The following is a 17,745-nucleotide window of genomic DNA, read 5'->3' on the forward strand; positions in this document are numbered from 1 at the left end:
AACGGCGCGGTTGACCTGCGGCCCGTGAAACAGCTAACGTTGAGGAAACGTCTAAAAGTTGTTCTTTTGCTTCGGGGGAAGGCTGGGGAATCCGTGTCCGGTGGGCGGTCTGGTCGGCACCGTGGTGCCCGGATGGGCGCGGCGGTCGTCGCCGCCGGGTTGTCGCTGGCCGGGTCGCATCCGTGGGCGATGGCCGATGCCGGTGCCGGTGGCGGTGTGGGTGCCGGTGGTGAAACTGACCAAGCCGTGACCGCACCGCAGTCCGCGACCAGCGCCGCTGACGGCAAAGGAGCGGCGGTTCGGCCGGGCCGCGCGATCGGAGCGTCGTCGTCACCGGTGCAGGCGCGGCCTGGGATCCGGCGGGCGCCTCGATCCGGCGCGGCTGTCGCCGCGACGACCGGCAAGTCAGCCGATTCCTCTGCCGGGGTGGCCCGCGGTCCCGCGGCGACGCGCCGTGTGCTGCCCGAACCCCGACGTGGTAGCGCACTGCTTCAGCCGGTCGTCCCGGTTGAAGCCGTGACAGCCCGCGACCGGGTGCCGGTCGCACCTACTCCACCGGCGACGACTGCAGAAGTCGAGGGTGTGGCGGCGACGACTGCGGAGGACAGGTGCAAGAACTGTCGGACGGTCGAGCCGTCGACCGAACCGGCAACGGCGCTCCAACAGTCGTTGCTCACGTTGGGCGCGGCGGTCGAGCGGCTCATGGATTCGGTGGGCAGGCTTCTGCTGGCCTTCCCGGCCAACCCGATCACCGACTTTATGGCCGGTGCGCTGTGGCTGGTGCGCCGCACCCTGTTTCCGGTGGGCGCCGGCGTGGGCGCCGTCACCACCGGCGGAATCAACGCCGACTACCGGGAGGGTCTCTGGCCCGGCGACGTCCCCTTCCCGACGGTGTACTACGACGGAGACAACTGGCGGCCGAACGCGCAGAAGTGGGATTGGAACAAGCTCCTCACCAACTTCACAAGGGCGGAGACCACCACCGACGGCGTCATCACGCGCATCGCCAACAACTCCGGCTCGCCGGTGAGCCTGAAGGTTTTCGGGAAGGACTCCGGCAACGTGCAAGTCACGCTCCCTGCCGGCAGGGTGCTCTGGATGGCCGGGCAGGACATCGGCGACGACGACCTGGTGGTCCGATTCGACGGTAGCCCCGACGGTGGCGGCGGCTGGGGACGGCTGATCTTCAACGATCCCAGGCTCTTCTTCACACCCACGGCGAAAATCGCCTACTTCCAGCACAGCAAGGAGGAAGACTACTCGGAGGGCCAGGAGCGGAGTTTCCAACTCCCAGCCGACAACGGCAGATCACAACTCGACATCACCATCAAGCGGCTTTATGACCCCAAAGACTGGATGAGCGTCGAGGAACGTGCGCAACTGGATGCCATTAACCTCTATGGCGTTCTCGTCCCGAGCAACTTGGCAGACTGGGCGGTGTTCAGCATCTCGATCGACTTTCTGGGCGATAGGCGATAGGGAGAGTACGCGTGACGAGGTTCCCGCAGACGTGGGAAACCACCTACAAGGGCTACTTGGACGATGATGAATCCGAGTACGTCGTGACGACCAAGGCGTGGCCCCAGATCACCCGGATCCCGTGAGCCCACGGTAGGAACACCGCCGACGTTAGGCGGATCTGCGACATTCGCCACAGCCCTCCCCAGACGGCCGTCGGATGGACTGACCGATTGGCCGCGTGCTGTCGAGATCCTGAGCTTAGGGTGATATCCCTATCGAAGTGCGGCGGCGAGTGCGGGGGGCATCAACTCACATGGGCTCCGGTGGTTCATGACGGAGGGGATATCCGGGCCGGCCGGCGACCCGGCTGCGCTGGACATCGAGGGCTCCGGGGTCCTGCCACCCGTCGCCCCCCGGGTGCGCCGGCTGTTCTGGTGGCTTGAGCGCTTCGCACCCTCGGTGGGGTCGCGGTGGGCGATCGAATTGTGGTGCACCCCGCCGGTTCTCGAGTCGAGCCTGCGGATGCCCCCGGGCGTGTCACCGGGCAGACCGGTGGAAGCGTTCTGGGACGGGCACCGGGTCGCCGGGGAGGAATGGGGCGAGGGGCCGCCGGTGTACCTGGTGCACGGCTGGGGTGGCCAACGCGCCCATCTGGCGGTGTTCGTCACACCGCTCGTGCGGGCCGGGTATCGGGTCATCGCATTCGATCTGCCCAGCCACAACGAATCAGATCCGGGCGCGCTGGCACCGGGGCGTACCACCGCCACCGAATGCGCCGACGCGATCGCAGCCATGATCAGGGCCCACGGCACGGCCCACGCGGTGGTGGCCCACTCCCTCGGAGCGAACTCCACCATGCTTGCGGCGGCCGAGGGCGCCCCGGTAGGGCGGCTGGTCTTCCTGGCGCCCATGGGTGAATTCCCGCTCTATCTCGATCTTTTCGCCGCCCGCCACGGCTTCGGCCGCCGGATTCGCGCGCGTCTGCACCGTCGCCTGGAGGCCCGGATCGAGCGGCCCCTGCACGAGACGAACATGACCTGGACCGGTCAGCGGGCCAACTATCCGCCGCTTCTTCTCATCCACGACCCCGACGACCCGGACAGCCCCTACACGGCCAGCGCACGGGTGGCCGCGGCCTGGCCGGGGGCGACACTGCTGACCACCCGGGGACTCGGGCGACTGGCGCACTACCGAATCCTGCGACACCGCAAGGCGATTGAGGCCGGGGTCGAGTTCATCGGGACGCACTCGAATCCGTAACCGGACGATCGACGGGTCACGGCGCCACGTCTGGGCACCGAGGCCGAAGTTGGCGGTGGCGGAGGGATTTGAACCCTCGGACGGGGGTTACCCGTCACACGCTTTCGAGGCGTGCTCCTTAGGCCGCTCGGACACGCCACCGCGGCGAATCTTACGGTCCGGTCCCGGGCTGGCCCAAATCACGGTGCCGGGCGAAGAAGTCCTCCAGTAACGCCGCACACTGCTCGGCCAGCACTCCGCCGCGCACCTGGGGGCGGTGGGTCAGACGCCGGTCGCGGACGAGGTCCCACAACGAGCCCACCGCACCGGTCTTGGGTTCCCAGGTCCCGAACACCAGGCGGGCGACCCGGGCCATCACCAGCGCACCGGCGCACATCGCGCACGGCTCGACGGTGACCGCGAGGGTCGCACCCTCGAGCCGCCAACCCTCGCCGAGGGCGCGGGCCGCCGCCCGCAGGGCCAGGATCTCGGCGTGGGCGGTCGGGTCCCCGAGCGCTTCGCGGGCGTTGGCGGCGCGCGCCAGTTCGACACCGTTCGCGTCGACGACCACCGCGCCGACCGGGACGTCGGCGGGATCGGCGTCGGTCGCGGCGGCGATCGCCGCACGGATGAGGTCCTCGTCGGAGATCAACGATCGAGGGATTCGAGCACCACCGAGAACTCCTCGGCGAAACCCATCTCCCGGGCGATCCGGCCCAGCTGCTCGTCGGGGTAGAGATCGGTCTCGTCGAGGATGACCGAGAGCACCGCCTCGGGCAGTCCGACATCGACGAGCACCCCCAGGTCGCCCTCCTCGAACGGCTCGCTCTCCTCCAGGTCCTCGGCGGCGATGTCGGCGTCGAGCTTCTCCAGCACCTCGGCGGCGATGTCGTAGTCCAGCGCGGCGGTGGCGTCGGAGAGCAGCAGCCGGGTGCCCGACGGGGCCGGGCGCACGATCAGGAAGAACTCGTCGTCGATGTCGAGCAGCCCGAAGACCGCCCCGGAGCTGCGCAGCTCGCGCAACTCGGTCTCGGCCGCCGACAGGCTCGTCAGGGCTCGCGGGCTCAGCGGCGAACACCGCCAGGTCGCGTTCTCGTGCACCACAGCCACCGCGAAGCCGTACGGGGTGTCCCCGGAATCCGGCGCCGGGGCGCTCTGTGCCGCCATGGCCGCAACGGTAGCCCGTGGACAGGCCAGTTGACCAGCAAATCCGCAGGCCCGAGACACCGGTGTGCCAACCTGGAGAGCGTGGCGAGGACTCCCGTGTGCGTGCTGGGGCTGGGGCTGATCGGGGGCTCGGTCCTGCGCGCGGCGACCGCCGCCGGCCGTGACGCGTTCGGCTACAACCGCTCCGTCGTCGGGGTGCGGGCGGCCCGGTCCGACGGCTTCGCCGCCACCGCGGATCTGACCGAGGCGCTCACGTGGGCCGCCGATCACGCCGCGCTGGTCGTGCTGGCCGTGCCGATGCCCGCGGTCGGCATGCTGCTGGGGCCGATCAAGCAAATCGCCGCGGACTGCCCGCTGACCGACGTGGTCAGCGTGAAGGGTGCTGTGCTCGAGGAGGTCCACGCGGCGGGCCTGCTCGACCGCTACGTGGGCGGGCATCCGATGACCGGCACCGCGCACTCGGGCTGGGCGGCGGGCAGCGCGCTGCTCTTCGCCGACGCCCCGTGGGTCCTCAGCGTCGATGACCACGTCGCACCGGCGGTCTGGTCGCAGGTCATGCACCTGGCCCTGGACTGCGGGGCGTTCGTGGTGCCGGCCAGGTCTGAGGAACACGACGCCGCCGCGGCCAGCATCTCGCACCTGCCGCATCTGCTCGCCGAGGCACTGGCCGCCACCGCCGGGGAGATGCCGCTGGCCTTCGCCCTGGCCGCCGGCTCGTTCCGCGACGGTACCCGGGTCGCCGGGTCCGCCCCGGATCTGGTGCGCGCGATGTGCGAGGCCAACGCCGAACAACTGGTGCCGGCCCTCGACCGCCTGCTCGAGTTGATGCAACGCGCCCGCGAATCGCTGGCCGGCGGGGGCAACGTGGGCGGTCTGGTCGAGGCGGGGCACGCCGCGCACGTCCGCTTCGAGAACTTTCAGCGTCCCGACATCGTCTCGGTGGTCATCGGGGGCGACGGCTGGCGCGCCGAACTGGCCGCCGCCGGGCGCGCCGGCGGGGTGATCAGATCCGCTCTGCCAGGCCCGGATAGTCGACGATGAACCCGTCGGCGTCGACCACGACGGTGGTCTTGGCCACCGGCGAATCCAGGTCGATACCCTCCCCGGTGCCCGGGCCGGGGCTGCGATAACTGATCGTCTCCTCGGCAACGGTCAGTTCGGGCAAATAGACGTAGAGCACCGGCAGGTCGACCGTCTCGGCGCGCCGGTGCAGCCCGGTGCGCCGGATCGGAAGCGCGTTGAAGAAGGGGCTCAACGCCACATCGACGTCGAGGGCCCCGCCGTAGGAGTCGCGGGAGTCCCCGCGGTGGTCGCTGACCAACCACATGTTCTCCTCGTCGCGGGCGATCGACATCTGCCGGTCCCGGTTGGCGAGGCTGACGTTGAGCGACAGCCGCCGGGTGGCCCCGGCGTCGTCGGTGACCAGATCGTAGGACGCGCTGAACGCCGGGTGGGTTGCGGTGGCGGCCGCCACGATGCGCCCGAGGGCTTTGATCCGATTGCCGCTGAGCGCCACACGGGTGGATTCGATGCGGGTGACGTCCTGGGAGCGCCAGGTCAGAATCGCCGGCCAGTCCGCGTCGGAGCCCTCGGCTGCGCTCACCATCCCTCCACCGTAGGCGAGGGGTTTGGTTTGCTGAATTCCGGTCCGGAGCGCACCGGCCGGGCGTGCGCCCGCGCCTCGTCGTCGAGCAGCGGCTGCGGCAGGCGCCGGTGCCAACGGCCCCGTCCGGGCGCGCTGGCCCACACCGCCAGCGCCAGCAGGGCGTCGAGCGCCAGCGCCAGCGCGGTCACCAGTAACGCACCCACCAGAGCCAGCGAGAACTGCCGGACCTTGATGCCGTCGATGAGGTAGCGGCCCAGTCCCCCGAGGCTGGCGTAGGCGGCCACCGTCGCCGTCGCGACGATCTGCAACGTTGCCGTGCGCAGGCCACCCAGGATCAGCGGCAGCGCATTGGGCACCTCGACGCGCATCAGCACCCGGCGTTCAGTCATCCCCATCGAGCGCGCGGCGTCGACCACCCGCGGGTCGACATTGGCGATGCCGGCGTAGGTGCCGGCCAGCAGCGGCGGCACCCCGAGCAGGGTCAGGGCCACCGTCGGGGGCAGCAAGCCCAGTCCCCACACCAGCACCCCGAGCAGCAGCACCCCGAGTGTGGGCAGCGCCCGCAGCGCGTTGACCGCAGTGACCACCAGCAGCGAGCCGCGGCCGGTGTGCCCGACGACCAGGCCGAGGGGAACGGCGATCAGTGCCGACACCGCTACGGCGACACCGGTGTACTCGAGGTGCTCGAGGATCCGGATGCCCAGACCGGATCTGCCGTCCCAGTTGCCGGCAGTGAAGATGTAGGACAGCGCCTGCTGCAGGAAGTTCACGTCGGCACCGCCGCGCCGCCGGTCCGCGTCCGGTTCCAGGGCGTGAGCAACCGGCCCGCCAGCAGAATCACCATGTCGACCACGATTGCGAGCACAAAGACCGCGATGATCCCGGCCACGATCTGGTTGCTCTTATCCGCCTGATAGCCCGCGGTGAACCAGGTGCCCAGTCCGCCGATGCCGATCACCGACCCGACCGCGACCATGGAGATGTTTGTCACCGCTACCACCCGCAAGCCGGCTGTGAGGATGGGAACAGCCAGGGGCAGTTCAACTTTCAGCAGCTGACCGAGCCTGGTGTAGCCGATCGCCGCTGCCGCGTCGCGCGTCTGATCCGGGACCGCGTCGAGAGCCTCCGGTACGGCCCGCACCAGCAGTGCCGTGGTGTAGAGCGTCAGGGCGACGATCACGTTGGCCTCATCGAGGATGCGGGTCGGAATGATCAGCGGCAGCACCACGAACAAGGCCAGCGACGGGATGGTGAAGATGATGCTCGCCGTCACGGTCGTCAGCCGCCGGAGTCCGGCGCGGGGCCAGACCAGCGCACCGAGGGGGACGGCGATGATCAGGCCGAGCAGCACCGGGATTAGCGAGAGCCTCAGATGGACGAGGGTCAGCGCCCACGCGGCGTGCAGGTGGTTGAGCAGGTAGTGCACCGACTCAGTCCGTTCCCGCGGTCGGCGCCGGCCGATCCGACTCCAGGGCGGCGAGGACGTCCTCGGCGAGGATCCCGCCGCGGACACCGCCATCGGCGTCGACGGCGACGCCGAGCCCGGACGGGGAGGACAGCGCCGCGTCGAGAGCCTCGCGCAGAGTGCCGCCGGGGTGCAGCAGCGATCCGCCGGCCGTCACGCTCTCGGACAGCCGGCGTCCGCTGCGGTGCAGTTCGACACCGCTCGCGTCGATCCAGCCGACCGGTGCGCCCTGCGAGGTCACCAGCCGCCAGTCCCCCGGGTGCAGAGTGAGTGCGTCGATCTCCTCTGCCCCGGCCGTCGGGACGGGCCGCAGCGTCAGAGTCGACGCGGAGTAGAACTGCAGACCCCGATAGCCGCGGTCGGCGCCGATGAACTGCGAGACGAAATCGTTCGCCGGGTGAGACAGCAGGCGCGCCGGCGGCGCGTACTGCTGCAGCGATCCGCCCCGGCCGAACACCGCCACCGCGTCACCGAGCCTGATCGCCTCGTCGATGTCGTGGGTGACGAAGACGATGGTCTTCTGCAGTTCGCTCTGCAGACGCAGGATCTCGGCCTGCAATTCCTCGCGCACGACGGGGTCCACCGCCGAGAACGGTTCGTCCATCAGCAGGATCGGCGGGTCGGCGGCCAGCGCACGTGCCACGCCGACGCGCTGCTGCTGTCCGCCGGAGAGCTGAGCGGGGTACCGCGCACCCAGCTTGGGATCCAGACCCACCCGCTCCAGCACGTCGTAGGCGGCCCGCCGAGCCGCCCGACGCGACTGCCCGTTGAGAACCGGGACTGTGGCCACGTTGTCGATCACCCGTTGGTGGGGCATCAGACCGCCGCTCTGGATCACGTAGCCGATGCCCAGTCGAAGCTTCACCGGGTCTACCCCGGCGACGTCGCGGCCGTCCACGGCGACGACGCCGGAGGTCGGCTCGGTCATCCGGTTGATCATCCGCATCGACGTGGTCTTGCCGCAGCCAGACGGGCCGACGAAGACCGTCAGACTTCCCGCGGGGACCTCAAGGCTCAGATCGTCAACGGCGACGGTCCCGTCGGGGTAGCGCTTGGTGACGTCGGTGAAGGTGATCATCTACCGACCGAGGGGCTGATCGAAACCTGCGTCAACCACCCACATGCGGGCCGCTTCGTCGGGATCGACACCGGCGTTGCCCGAGTCCGCCGTGTTCAGTTCGATCAGAGCGGCCGTGGTGAGTTTGGCCGACACCGCGTCCAGCACCGTCTTGAGCAGCTCTGATTTCTTCTGCGAGCTCACCAGCGGGACGACGTTGCCGGCCAGGAAGTTGTTCTTCGGGTCGGTGAGCACGACGAGGTTGTTCTGCGGAATCGCCGGCGATGTGCTGAAGATGTTGGCCGCCGTGACGGTGCCGCCGACAAGGGCTTTCACGGTCGCCGGTCCGCCGCCGTCGCTGATCGCGACGAAGTTCTGCGGCCGGATGTCCAGGCCGTAGTTGGCTTTGAGGCCGGGCAGCCCCACCGGGCGGTTGAGGAACTCCGAGGGCGCGCCGAATTTGACCTGCGACGAATAGGGCGCGAGGTCGCCGATGCTCGTGAGGTTCCACTTGGCCGCGGTCGCCGCGGTGACGGTCACGGTGTCGGTGTCACTGGCCGGGGAAGGGGTGAGGATCGAGAGGTCTCCGGGCAGGGCGTGAGCGAGTGCCAGTTCGACCTCTGCGGGCGCGGTGAGTGTGTTGTCCGGTTCGAAGTAGGCCAGCAGGTTGCCGGTGTACTCCGGGATCAGGTCGATGGAGTGATCGCGAAGCGCCGGGATGTAGGTCTCCCTGCTGCCGATGCCGAGTCGGCGGCCGACGGTGAATCCGTTCGCCTCCAGAGCCTGTGCGTAGATCTCCGCCACGATGTTGGATTCCGGGAAGTCCGCGGAGCCCACGACCAAGGAGTTCAGGTCGGCGGAGACCGCACCGCCGCCCAGTGGATTGGAGCTCCCGCACCCCGTGGCAAGAAACGTCGCCACCACGAGTACGAGTGCCGCCAGACGTCGCACCGGCCGCGCGGACGAGATCATCCGGGTCCTTTCACCGACCGCCCGACCCTATCCGGCACCCGGCGCGCGCGGCACGCTTTGGCGGGCCGGTTGTTCCCTTACGAGCCCGAAGGGGTCAAGATGGGGCCTATGAGCAGCGAACCCCAGCCGGCCCAGGCAACACCGGCAACACCCGCGGAGTCGATTCCCCCGGCGGAGCCGGACGCGGGCACCGCACCGGCGAAAAACGCCGAGGAGGTGAAGTTCACCCGCGCCGCGGCGCTGTGGTCCTCCCTGATCTTCGGTTTCCTGATCCTGATCGTCCTGCTGATCTTCGTCGCCCAAAACACCGCCACCACGGCGTTCACCTTCTTGACCTGGCACTGGAATCTGCCGCTGGGGGTGGCGATCCTGCTCGCGGCGGTCTGCGGGGGACTGATTACCGCTCTGGTGAGCGCCGCGCGGATGTACCAGTTGCGGCGGGTCGCGAAGAAGAATCTTGCCGCGCTGCGAGGCTGACGCCGGAATCCGGCGCCGACTTGGCCGAAACCCGACGGGACTGCGTCGCCTTCTCGCGTGATCCGGTGCTCTGCTTGTCCGACGCATCAGTCTTGGCGACTTGATTGGGCCTGACCACCGCCGCCGGAGGCGGAGGAGTCCTGTTGCGCGCGTACGCGGCATCGATGACCGGCCTGAGGTTGGCGTCGATGTCATCGACGATCTCATCGGGGACACCGGCCTGGCGCAGCGGCAGGGTCAGCGGAAGTTGTTTCGCCGGCACCAGGTAGGTGGCCAGCGTGCCGCCCTGACTGTTGACGGTGACGGTGATGTTCTGTGTCGGCACGGCCGAGAGGTCGGTGTTGTGGGCGACCGGATGGACGTAGGCCATCCCCATGATCGAGTTCAGCACGGCGAGGGTGTTGTCCGGTTGAGAGATCGGATCGGCCCACGCGTCGTATTCGTTGGTGACCGCGATGGTGGTGAACCGGGTCTCAGTCAACGGCTGCGGTGCATAGTCGAAGAACGGGATGTAGCCGCCGTAGGCGCCGGAGAAGACCCCGAGATTGGGATTGGCGATCAGGATGACCGTGGTGTCCGAGCCGACAGCGGGGTCGTCATTGAGTTCCGCGGCGGCCTGCTGGGCGACCAACGCCCCCTGGGAGAAGCCGACGATGACCAGCTGGCCGGCGGTCGACCGGGCGACCGATTCGAGATTGGAAACCCCGATCGCCACCGACTGCCCGAACGAGGGGTCCGCCGGACCGCTCGCGGGGCCGAAGGACGCGGGATAGTCCACGGCGATGAGTCGGTCGGCGCTGTACTCGCCCGCCAACAGCGACTCCGGCGAATAGGGCGTCTTGCCGGTCCCGGTGACCCACAGGACGGTTTCCGCACCGGCCGTGGGCAGCGCGGCACCCACCGCCGCAAAGCAGATCCCGGCGGCGACGAGCGCCAGCCGGTTTACCGCCCTGTGCAGGCCTTCATCCACCTTTTCCGATCCCCGCTTCCCCGCTGTCCAGCACCCCGACAACTCTCCCCGAGTATCGACTAACCGGCCATCCCCCGGTGGGATCGACACCTCTTGGAGACTCAATTGTTGCGCGGCAGCAAATCCCACACGTGCTCGACCCCATTAACTGCTGCCACCGTGATGGTGCCACCTCGGGAAACGCGCAGCAACGTCACCGACGCGTAGTCGACCGGGAAGGACAGCAGACGTGCGGTGCCGAGCACCTCGTGAAGCACGATGTTGATGACCCCGCCGTGACAGACGGCCGCGACGGTTTCCCGGTGGCCCGCACCGGCGACCACGTCGGTGAGCGCCGCGGAGACCCGCGCCCGGAACGCCTCGACGTCCACCGAGGCGGGCAATTCACCTGCGGCCATCCGCTCCCAGTCCGCGGGACGCTCGACGCGCACCTGCTCGATCGGCACGTAGTGGGTGGACCCGCGGTCGTACTCGGCGAGCCGGTCATCGGTCACCACATCAAGACCCAGGCGGGCGGCCAACGGTTGCGCGGTTTGGACGGCCCGGCGCAAAGGGCTGCTCACCACCCGGCTGATCGAGAAGCGCTCCAGTGCGCCGACCAGACGTCTGGCCTGTTCCCAGCCGACCGGGGCGAGTTGGGGATCAGCACCCTCCCCGGCCTCGGTTCGAAGCGGCAAGGCATGCCGCACGAGAACCAGCTGCATGCGTGCAACCATAGGACGTGCCCTCAGAAGACCCCGGTCGGCTTTTCGATCTCACCGACCGGGTGGTGTTGGTCACCGGCGGCAGTCGAGGACTGGGCCGCGAGATGGCCTTCGCCGCCGCGCGCTGCGGTGCCGACGTGGTCATCGCCAGCCGCAACTACGACAGCTGTGCGGCCACCGCCACCCAGATCGCCGAGGAGACCGGGCGCGCCGCGATGGCCTATGCCGTGCATGTCGGGCGCTGGGACCAGCTCGACGGGTTGGTCGACGCGGTGTGCGACCGGTTCGGGAAGATCGACGTGCTGGTGAACAACGCCGGGATGTCGCCGACCTACGACGGGCTCACCGACGTGAGCGAGAAACTCTTCGACGCCGTGGTCAACCTCAATCTCAAAGGCCCCTTCCGGCTCGCAGTCCTGGCCGCCGAACGCATGGCTGCCGGCGACGGCGGCGCGATCATCAATGTCAGCACCTACGGGTCGCTGCACCCGCACCCGTCCTATCTGCCCTACGCCGCGGCCAAGGCCGGTCTCAATACGCTCACCGAAGGTCTGGCACGCGCGTACGGGCCGGCCGTGCGAGTCAACACCTTGATGCCCGGACCCTTCCTGACCGATGTCAGCAAGGCCTGGAACCTCGGTACCGCAAACCCGTTCGCCGGGTTCGCCTTACAGCGCGCCGGAGATCCGGCCGAGATCGTCGGCGCGGCGCTGTACCTGATGTCCGATGCGGGCAGCTACACCACCGGCTCGATCCTGCGGGTCGACGGCGGCCCGCCGTAGCGCGATCAGGGTGTGATGATGTCGAACCCGGGATCGGGTCTGTCGAGCACGCTGAGCAGGGTCTGCAGCGCTGTGCCATCCCCGGTGATCGCCACTCCGGGCGAGGTGAAGTCTCCGGCCATCAGCGCCAGCAGCCGCATCTTCCCGGTCAACGACACCGTTGCGGAGGCCGTTTGGGGCTCAGCCGGCCTGCGGCGATGCACGAGAACGCCGTTGCGCAGGGTCAGGCGATGATTGACTGCGACGTCCTCGAAGGTCACGTCGAGGCTCAGGTCGAGGTCCCAGGCGCGCGGGCCGTCGATCGAGATCGCCAGGGTGTCGAAGATCTGCTCCGGTGAGAGCTGGGTCAACACACCTCTGGTACTCGCCCCCACCGGTGTGCCGAAGTTGCCGTCTCGCAATTCCTTGGCACCGGCCAGGAAGAAGTTGCGCCAGGTCGCGCACTCAGCACCGAAGCCGAGTTGCTGGAGGGTTTCGGCGAGAAGCTCACGCGCGGGGGCGTGGTTGGCGTCGGTGAAGATCGCGTGGTCCAGAATCGTTGCCGCCCAGCGGAAGTCACCGGATTCGTAGGCGCTCCGCGCGATCTCGACCACCCGCTCGATCCCGCCCATCGCGCTGACATAGCGGGCGGCCGCCGCCTCGGGGGGATGCTGCCACAGCCGCGCCGGATTGCCGTCGAACCAGCCCATGTACCGCTGGTAGACCGCCTTGACGTTGTGGCTGACCGAGCCGTAGTAGCCGCGGGCGTGCCAGGCTTTCTCCAAGGCGGGCGGCATCGGGAAGCTCTCGGCGATTTCGATGCCGGTGTATCCCTGATTGAGCTGGCGAAGCGTCTGGTCGTGCAGGTAGGCGTACAGGTCCCGCTGCAGGGACAGGTATTCCACGATGCGTTCGCGGCCCCAGGTCGGCCAGTGGTGCGAGGCGAAAACCACGTCGGTGCGATCGGCATAGGCGTCGATGGCCTCGGTGAGATAGCCCGACCAGGCGCGCGGGTCGCGGACCAGGGCGCCGCGCAGGGTCAGCAGGTTGTGCAGATTGTGGGTGGCGTTCTCGGCCATGCACAGCGCGCGAAACCCGGAGAAATAGAAGTGCATTTCAGCGGGCGCCTCGGTGCCGGGGGCGAGCTGGAATTCGATCTCGACGCCGTCGATGGTTTCCGACTGGCCGGTGGCGGTGATGTCGCGGGTCGGCACGATCACCGCGACTTCCCCGATCGACGGGGCCTGCCCGAGGCCGCAGCCGACCTGGCCCTCGGGACCGCGCTCCAGGGATGTCCCGTACATGTAGGCGGCCCGGCGCGCCATCGCGGTTCCGGCGTAGACGTTCTCCTGCACCGCGTGCTCGAGGAAACCCTCCGGCGCCAGCACGGTCACCCTTCCGGCATCGACGTCGGCCTGCGTGGTCACCCCGAGCACACCACCGAAGTGATCCACGTGGCTGTGGGTGTAGATCACCGCCACCACCGGACGCTCGCCGCGGTGGCGGCGGTAGAGGCCGAGGGCGGCAGCGGCCGTCTCGGTGCACACCAGCGGATCGATGACGATGATGCCGGTGTCGCCCTCGACGAAGGTGATGTTGGACAGGTCCAGTCCGCGAACCTGGTAGATGCCTTCGACGACCTCGTAGAGACCCTGCTTGGCGGCGAGCACGGACTGACGCCACAGGCTCGGGTGCACGGTGAGCGGGGCGGGACCCTCGAGGAATCCGTAGGCGTCGTTGTCCCAGACCACCCGCCCGTCGGCGGCGGTGATGACGCAGGGTTGCAGCGAGCCGAGGAATCCCCGGTCGGCGTCGGCGAAGTCGACGGCGTCGTCAAACGGCAGTGCTGCGAGGTGGCCGGCATGGGCGGATGCGACGGTGGCGGCGACAGGTTTCATAGCAGGATTGTTTCCTGCGCGAGGCGAAGATAAGCGGGGTCGGACCTAGAATTCGGCAATGAACTTCGTGGACGTCATCGAAACGGTCGGAAAGGCCATCGACGCGGTCGGCGTCGCCGTGATCGCCATCGGGGCGCTGATCTCCGCGATGTTTGCCCTCTCCCGGCTGCGCCGCCGGACCGGCGAGGTCTATCGAACCTTCCGCGAGCAGTTGGGCCGCTCGATTCTGCTCGGACTCGAATTCCTGGTGGCCGCCGACATCATTCGCACCGTCGCCGTGACCCCGGACGCTCGCAGCGTGGCCGTGCTCGGCGGGATCGTGCTGATCCGGACCTTCCTGAGCTTCTCGCTGCAGCTCGAGGTGACCGGGTACTGGCCCTGGCAGTCCGCTCGCGCCCGCCGGCAACAGGCGACCGCGGGGGGCGCCGGAGCATGAACGCCTGGCGCACGCACCCGATTGTCAACGCGCTCCGCAAAAGCCCGCCCGCTCCCCTGGCACCCCCGGACAGCTACGACCTGGAGGACGTCGCGGTGATGCTGCGGGAGATCGGGATCGCGCTCACGGAGGTGTGCCAGCCTGTCGCCATCGTCGAGTCACGACTGCTCAGGATCGCCCGCCGATACACCAGCGCGCCCACCCGGATCGTCGCGCTGCCCACCGTGCTGCTCATCCAGATCGGCGAGCGCAAGATCGAGATCGACGGCTCGACGCACTCGTCGCTGCAACTCGACGCCGCCGGCCGGATCGACGCGATCGCCGCTCTCGCGGAGGCCGGTGCGATCGACCCCCGGGAGGCCGTGACGGCAGTCGATGCGGCGCGCGTGCTCAAGCCGCGGTTCGGCCGAACCATGACGGTGATCGGATATGCGATCACCTCCGTGGGATTCGGCATGATGATCAACCCCACCTGGGCGTCCCTACCCGGTTACCTGTTCCTGGGTCTGGTGGTCGGGGTGATCGTGCTGCTCAGTTCCCTGATGCCCGCGCTCAACCCCATCCTGCCGACCCTGTCGGCGTTGACGGTCACCCTGCTGGCCACCTGGTTCGTCGCCGATACCGCCAACGACGGGCTGCTGCGGGTGATCAGCCCCGCACTGGTCGCGACGCTGCCGGGCATCGCCCTGACCACCGGAACCATGGAACTGGCTTACTCCCAGCTGATTTCGGGCTCGAGCAGACTGGTGTACGGAGTGACGCAACTGGGACTGCTGGTCTTCGGCGTCATCATGGGCGTCCACCTCGCCGGCCAGGTCGCTCCGCAGGTGCCGTCGGCGCAGATGGGTCCGTGGTCGCTGTACCTGTCGATCGTGATCGTCGCGATCGGGCTCACGTTTTATCTGTCGGCTCCGCCGGGGTCCCTGTTCTGGATGATGGCGGCGATCGCCGTGGCGATCATCGGCCAGAGACTGGCGCAGCACGTCACCGGCTCTGCGCATTCCGGCTTTGTCGGGGCGATCCTGGTGGTGGTTTTCGCCATGCTGGCCACGCGGGTCCGGAGCGCACCCCCGGCGATCGTGATGATGCTGGCGTCGTTCTGGTCGCTGGTCCCCGGCGCGACGAGTTTCATGTCGGTCAGCCAGGCCGCCACCGGTGGCAACGCGGATGTCGCCAGCCTGGGGCAGGCCGGGTCAGCCGTGCTGTCCATCGCTCTGGGCACGCTTGTCGGCTGGAGCGTGTTCCGCACGCTGGACAACCATCTGCCCTGGTCGAAGCAGATCACCCTGCGACGGTGAGGTAGCTTCACCAGCGTGGAGGACCCCGTCGCAGAGGACCTGGGTCCCGTCGCCACCTGGATGTCCGAGCACGGTCTGGGCGAGGGACCCATCACCGACGTCAACGAAATCACCGGCGGCACCCAGAACATCCTGCTGAGGCTGCGCAGATCCGGACGCGACTACGTCTTGCGCCGCGGCCCGCGACACCTGCGCCCGGTCTCCAACGCCGTGATCCTGCGCGAGACCAGGGTGCTGCGGGCACTGGCCGACACCGACGTCCCGCACCCCGGACTGATCGCGGTGTGTGAGGACACCTCGGTGCTCGGCGACGCGGTGTTCTATCTGATGGAACCCATCGACGGGTTCAACGCCGGGGCGGGGTTGCCCGCGCTGCACGCCGCCGACGCGGGGATTCGCCACGGGATGGGCCTGGCGATGGCCGACGCCGCCGCCCGGCTGGGCGCGGTCGACCACGTCGAGGTCGGGCTCGGCGACTTCGGTAAGCCCGAGGGTTTCCTTGAGCGCCAGGTGCCGCGGTGGCTTTCCGAACTTCAGTCCTACGCCGCCTTCGACAACTATCCCGGTCCCGACATCGGAGACGTCGATGCGGTGGCGCACTGGCTGGGTCAGCATCAGCCGGCGACGTTCCGTCCGGGGATCATGCACGGCGACTATCACGCGGCGAATGTGATGTTCGCCCCCGACAGCGCGGAGCTGGCGGCGATCGTGGACTGGGAGATGTGCACCATCGGCGATCCGCTGCTGGACCTGGGCTGGATGCTGGCCACCTGGTACCGGCCCGGCCACGAGCCGGTGCTGCCCAACGAACTGATGGGCGCCGGTGGGCTCGCGACCCCCTCGGAACTGGTGGAGCACTACGCGCGGCGCAGCAGCCGCGATCTCGATAGCGTTGACTGGTACACGGTGCTGGCCTGCTTCAAACTGGGCATCATCCTGGAGGGCTCCAACGCCCGGGCCGCCGCCGGACTGGCACCCCGCGAGATCGGTGACATGCTGCACACCGCGACGGTGCGGCTGTTCGAGCGCGCGGCGGCAATCATGGACGGAGAACGATGATCGACTTCGACATTCCGGCGGATCTCGCCGCTCAGCGCGACGAGGTGCGCGCATTCGTCGCCGAACAGGTGGTGCCCTACGAACGGGATCCGCGGATCACCCGGCACGGGCCGAACGACGAGTTGCGCGCGGAGTTGGTGGAGCTCGCCCGCAAGGCCGGGCTGCTGACCTTCCAGGCGCCGCGGCGCTACGGCGGCAGAGAACCCTCCCACCGCGAGCAGGCGGTGCTCTACGAGGCTGCCGGCTGGTCCACGCTGGGCCCGGTCGCCCTCAACTGCGCCGCCCCTGACGAGGGCAACATGTATCTGCTGGCCAAGATCGCCACCCCCGAGCAGGCCGAGCAGTTCCTGCTACCGGTGATCGACGGCCGGCAGCGCTCGGTGTTCGCGATGACCGAACCCGGCGGGGCCGGCTCGGATCCCGACCAGCTGGCCACCGAAGCGGTGTTCGACGGCGACCAGTACGTCATCAACGGGCTCAAGTGGCTGATCACCGGCGCCAACGGCGCCCGCACCTGGATCATCATGGCGCGCGTCGCACCCAACGCGCACGGCCCGGACGGCCCGACGCTCTTCCTCTGCGACGGCGGCACACCCGGGATCGAACTCGAACGGGTGATGGACACCATGGACCGCAACTACGTCGAGGGCCACGGCGTCGTGCGCTTCGCCGATCTGCGGCTGCCCGCCTCAGCGGTGCTCGGGGAGGTGGGCCAGGCGTTGCGGTACGCCCAGATGCGGCTGGCGCCGGCCCGGCTGACGCACTGCATGCGCTGGCTGGGCGCCGCCTCGCGCGCACAGGCCATCGCCATCGAGCATGCCCGCGACCGGACCGCGTTCGGCAAGCCGCTGGCCGAGCACCAGGGCGTCAGTTTCATGCTGGCCGACAACGAGATCGCGCTGCAGCAGAGCCGGCTGGCGATCTGGTGGGCCTGCTGGACGCTGGACTCCGGCGCCAAGGGCCGCCACGAGAGTTCGATGGTGAAGGCTTTCGTCTCCGAGGAGTTGTTCAAGGTGGCCGATCGGTGCGTGCAGATCCTCGGCGGGATGGGAATCTCCGACGAGACCCCGGTCGGCATGATCTTCTCCGACATGCGCGCCTTCCGGCTCTACGACGGACCGACCGAGGTGCACAAGTACGCCATCGCCCGCCAGGTGCTGCGCAGTCCGGCCAGC

19 protein-coding genes and 1 tRNA gene are annotated in these 17,745 nt (G+C 68.8%); 9 read left to right on the top strand and 11 right to left on the bottom strand.

The window, feature by feature from the left end:
* Window positions 1-24: 24 nt before the first annotated feature.
* Window positions 25-1,479: a hypothetical protein gene (locus ACKOB8_RS12330; RefSeq protein ID WP_526377616.1), complete on the top strand. Its 1,455-nt coding sequence runs from the start codon at window positions 25-27 to the stop codon at window positions 1,477-1,479.
* Between the two features lie 312 nt (window positions 1,480-1,791).
* A complete protein-coding gene (locus ACKOB8_RS12335) occupies window positions 1,792-2,721 on the top strand; it encodes an alpha/beta fold hydrolase (protein WP_526377618.1) in 930 nt (309 codons plus the stop codon).
* A gap of 50 nt (window positions 2,722-2,771) precedes the next feature.
* On the opposite strand, the gene ACKOB8_RS12340 is transcribed toward ACKOB8_RS12335, so the two are convergent.
* The 3 genes from ACKOB8_RS12340 to ACKOB8_RS12350 form a co-directional block, all read right to left on the bottom strand.
* Window positions 2,772-2,862, bottom strand: a tRNA-Ser gene (locus tag ACKOB8_RS12340).
* Window positions 2,863-2,872: 10 nt separating this feature from the next.
* The gene (locus ACKOB8_RS12345) at window positions 2,873-3,352 is read right to left on the bottom strand and encodes a nucleoside deaminase (protein ID WP_526377620.1); all 480 of its coding nucleotides are present in this window, start codon (window positions 3,350-3,352) and stop codon (window positions 2,873-2,875) included.
* Window positions 3,349-3,867: a tRNA adenosine deaminase-associated protein gene (locus tag ACKOB8_RS12350; RefSeq protein ID WP_526377622.1), complete on the bottom strand. Its 519-nt coding sequence runs from the start codon at window positions 3,865-3,867 to the stop codon at window positions 3,349-3,351. The genes ACKOB8_RS12345 and ACKOB8_RS12350 overlap by 4 nt, the downstream gene beginning before the upstream one ends.
* A gap of 96 nt (window positions 3,868-3,963) precedes the next feature.
* Between ACKOB8_RS12350 and ACKOB8_RS12355 the strand changes: the two genes are divergently transcribed.
* Window positions 3,964-4,908, top strand: coding sequence for a prephenate dehydrogenase (locus tag ACKOB8_RS12355; protein ID WP_526377652.1), 945 nt, complete (start codon window positions 3,964-3,966; stop codon window positions 4,906-4,908).
* Here the strand turns inward: ACKOB8_RS12355 and ACKOB8_RS12360 are convergent.
* From ACKOB8_RS12360 to ACKOB8_RS12380, 5 genes are read right to left on the bottom strand one after another with little or no spacing between them, the layout of a single operon-like run.
* Window positions 4,871-5,473 carry a putative glycolipid-binding domain-containing protein gene (locus tag ACKOB8_RS12360; protein ID WP_526377624.1) on the bottom strand — a complete coding sequence of 201 codons (603 nt, stop codon included), beginning with the start codon at window positions 5,471-5,473 and terminating at the stop codon, window positions 4,871-4,873. The two genes, ACKOB8_RS12355 and ACKOB8_RS12360, sit on opposite strands and share 38 nt — an antisense overlap.
* Window positions 5,467-6,243 (bottom strand): ABC transporter permease, encoded by a 777-nt coding sequence (locus ACKOB8_RS12365; protein ID WP_526377626.1) that lies wholly within the window; start codon window positions 6,241-6,243, stop codon window positions 5,467-5,469. Before ACKOB8_RS12365 ends, ACKOB8_RS12360 begins: the two co-directional genes overlap by 7 nt.
* On the bottom strand, window positions 6,240-6,899 hold the full coding sequence (locus ACKOB8_RS12370) for an ABC transporter permease (protein ID WP_526377628.1): 660 nt from the start codon (window positions 6,897-6,899) through the stop codon (window positions 6,240-6,242). Before ACKOB8_RS12370 ends, ACKOB8_RS12365 begins: the two co-directional genes overlap by 4 nt.
* Window positions 6,900-6,903: 4 nt before the next feature.
* Window positions 6,904-8,016 (bottom strand): ABC transporter ATP-binding protein, encoded by a 1,113-nt coding sequence (locus ACKOB8_RS12375; protein ID WP_526377630.1) that lies wholly within the window; start codon window positions 8,014-8,016, stop codon window positions 6,904-6,906.
* Window positions 8,017-8,967, bottom strand: a complete 951-nt coding sequence (locus tag ACKOB8_RS12380; RefSeq protein ID WP_526377632.1) for an ABC transporter substrate-binding protein — start codon at window positions 8,965-8,967, stop codon at window positions 8,017-8,019.
* A gap of 108 nt (window positions 8,968-9,075) precedes the next feature.
* Between ACKOB8_RS12380 and ACKOB8_RS12385 the strand changes: the two genes are divergently transcribed.
* Window positions 9,076-9,444, top strand: a complete 369-nt coding sequence (locus ACKOB8_RS12385) for a LapA family protein (RefSeq protein ID WP_526377634.1) — start codon at window positions 9,076-9,078, stop codon at window positions 9,442-9,444.
* On the opposite strand, the gene ACKOB8_RS12390 is transcribed toward ACKOB8_RS12385, so the two are convergent.
* Window positions 9,365-10,414 (bottom strand): PE-PPE domain-containing protein, encoded by a 1,050-nt coding sequence (locus ACKOB8_RS12390; protein ID WP_526377636.1) that lies wholly within the window; start codon window positions 10,412-10,414, stop codon window positions 9,365-9,367. The genes ACKOB8_RS12385 and ACKOB8_RS12390 overlap by 80 nt on opposite strands.
* Window positions 10,415-10,515: 101 nt before the next feature.
* Window positions 10,516-11,118: a histidine phosphatase family protein gene (locus ACKOB8_RS12395; protein WP_526377638.1), complete on the bottom strand. Its 603-nt coding sequence runs from the start codon at window positions 11,116-11,118 to the stop codon at window positions 10,516-10,518.
* 17 nt (window positions 11,119-11,135) lie between these two features.
* On the opposite strand from ACKOB8_RS12395, the gene ACKOB8_RS12400 reads away from it, so the two are divergent.
* Complete coding sequence (locus ACKOB8_RS12400) at window positions 11,136-11,900, top strand: SDR family NAD(P)-dependent oxidoreductase (RefSeq protein WP_526377640.1); 765 nt, start codon at window positions 11,136-11,138, stop codon at window positions 11,898-11,900.
* Window positions 11,901-11,905: 5 nt separating this feature from the next.
* Here ACKOB8_RS12400 and ACKOB8_RS12405 read toward each other — a convergent pair whose 3' ends face one another.
* Entirely contained in the window at window positions 11,906-13,777 is a 1,872-nt protein-coding gene (locus tag ACKOB8_RS12405; RefSeq protein ID WP_526377642.1) for an alkyl/aryl-sulfatase, read from the bottom strand.
* A gap of 58 nt (window positions 13,778-13,835) precedes the next feature.
* Between ACKOB8_RS12405 and ACKOB8_RS12410 the strand changes: the two genes are divergently transcribed.
* The 4 genes from ACKOB8_RS12410 to ACKOB8_RS12425 all read left to right on the top strand — a co-directional run.
* Window positions 13,836-14,213, top strand: coding sequence for a DUF1622 domain-containing protein (locus ACKOB8_RS12410; protein WP_526377644.1), 378 nt, complete (start codon window positions 13,836-13,838; stop codon window positions 14,211-14,213).
* Complete coding sequence (locus tag ACKOB8_RS12415) at window positions 14,210-15,511, top strand: threonine/serine exporter family protein (protein ID WP_526377646.1); 1,302 nt, start codon at window positions 14,210-14,212, stop codon at window positions 15,509-15,511. The genes ACKOB8_RS12410 and ACKOB8_RS12415 overlap by 4 nt, the downstream gene beginning before the upstream one ends.
* A gap of 60 nt (window positions 15,512-15,571) precedes the next feature.
* Window positions 15,572-16,570 (top strand): phosphotransferase family protein, encoded by a 999-nt coding sequence (locus ACKOB8_RS12420; protein ID WP_526377654.1) that lies wholly within the window; start codon window positions 15,572-15,574, stop codon window positions 16,568-16,570.
* Window positions 16,567-17,745: acyl-CoA dehydrogenase family protein (locus tag ACKOB8_RS12425; RefSeq protein WP_526377648.1), on the top strand; the 1,179-nt coding region annotated here is incomplete at its 3' end. The genes ACKOB8_RS12420 and ACKOB8_RS12425, both read left to right, overlap by 4 nt.

Source organism: Mycobacterium sp., from assembly GCF_046091765.1.
Taxonomy (GTDB): domain Bacteria; phylum Actinomycetota; class Actinomycetes; order Mycobacteriales; family Mycobacteriaceae; genus Mycobacterium.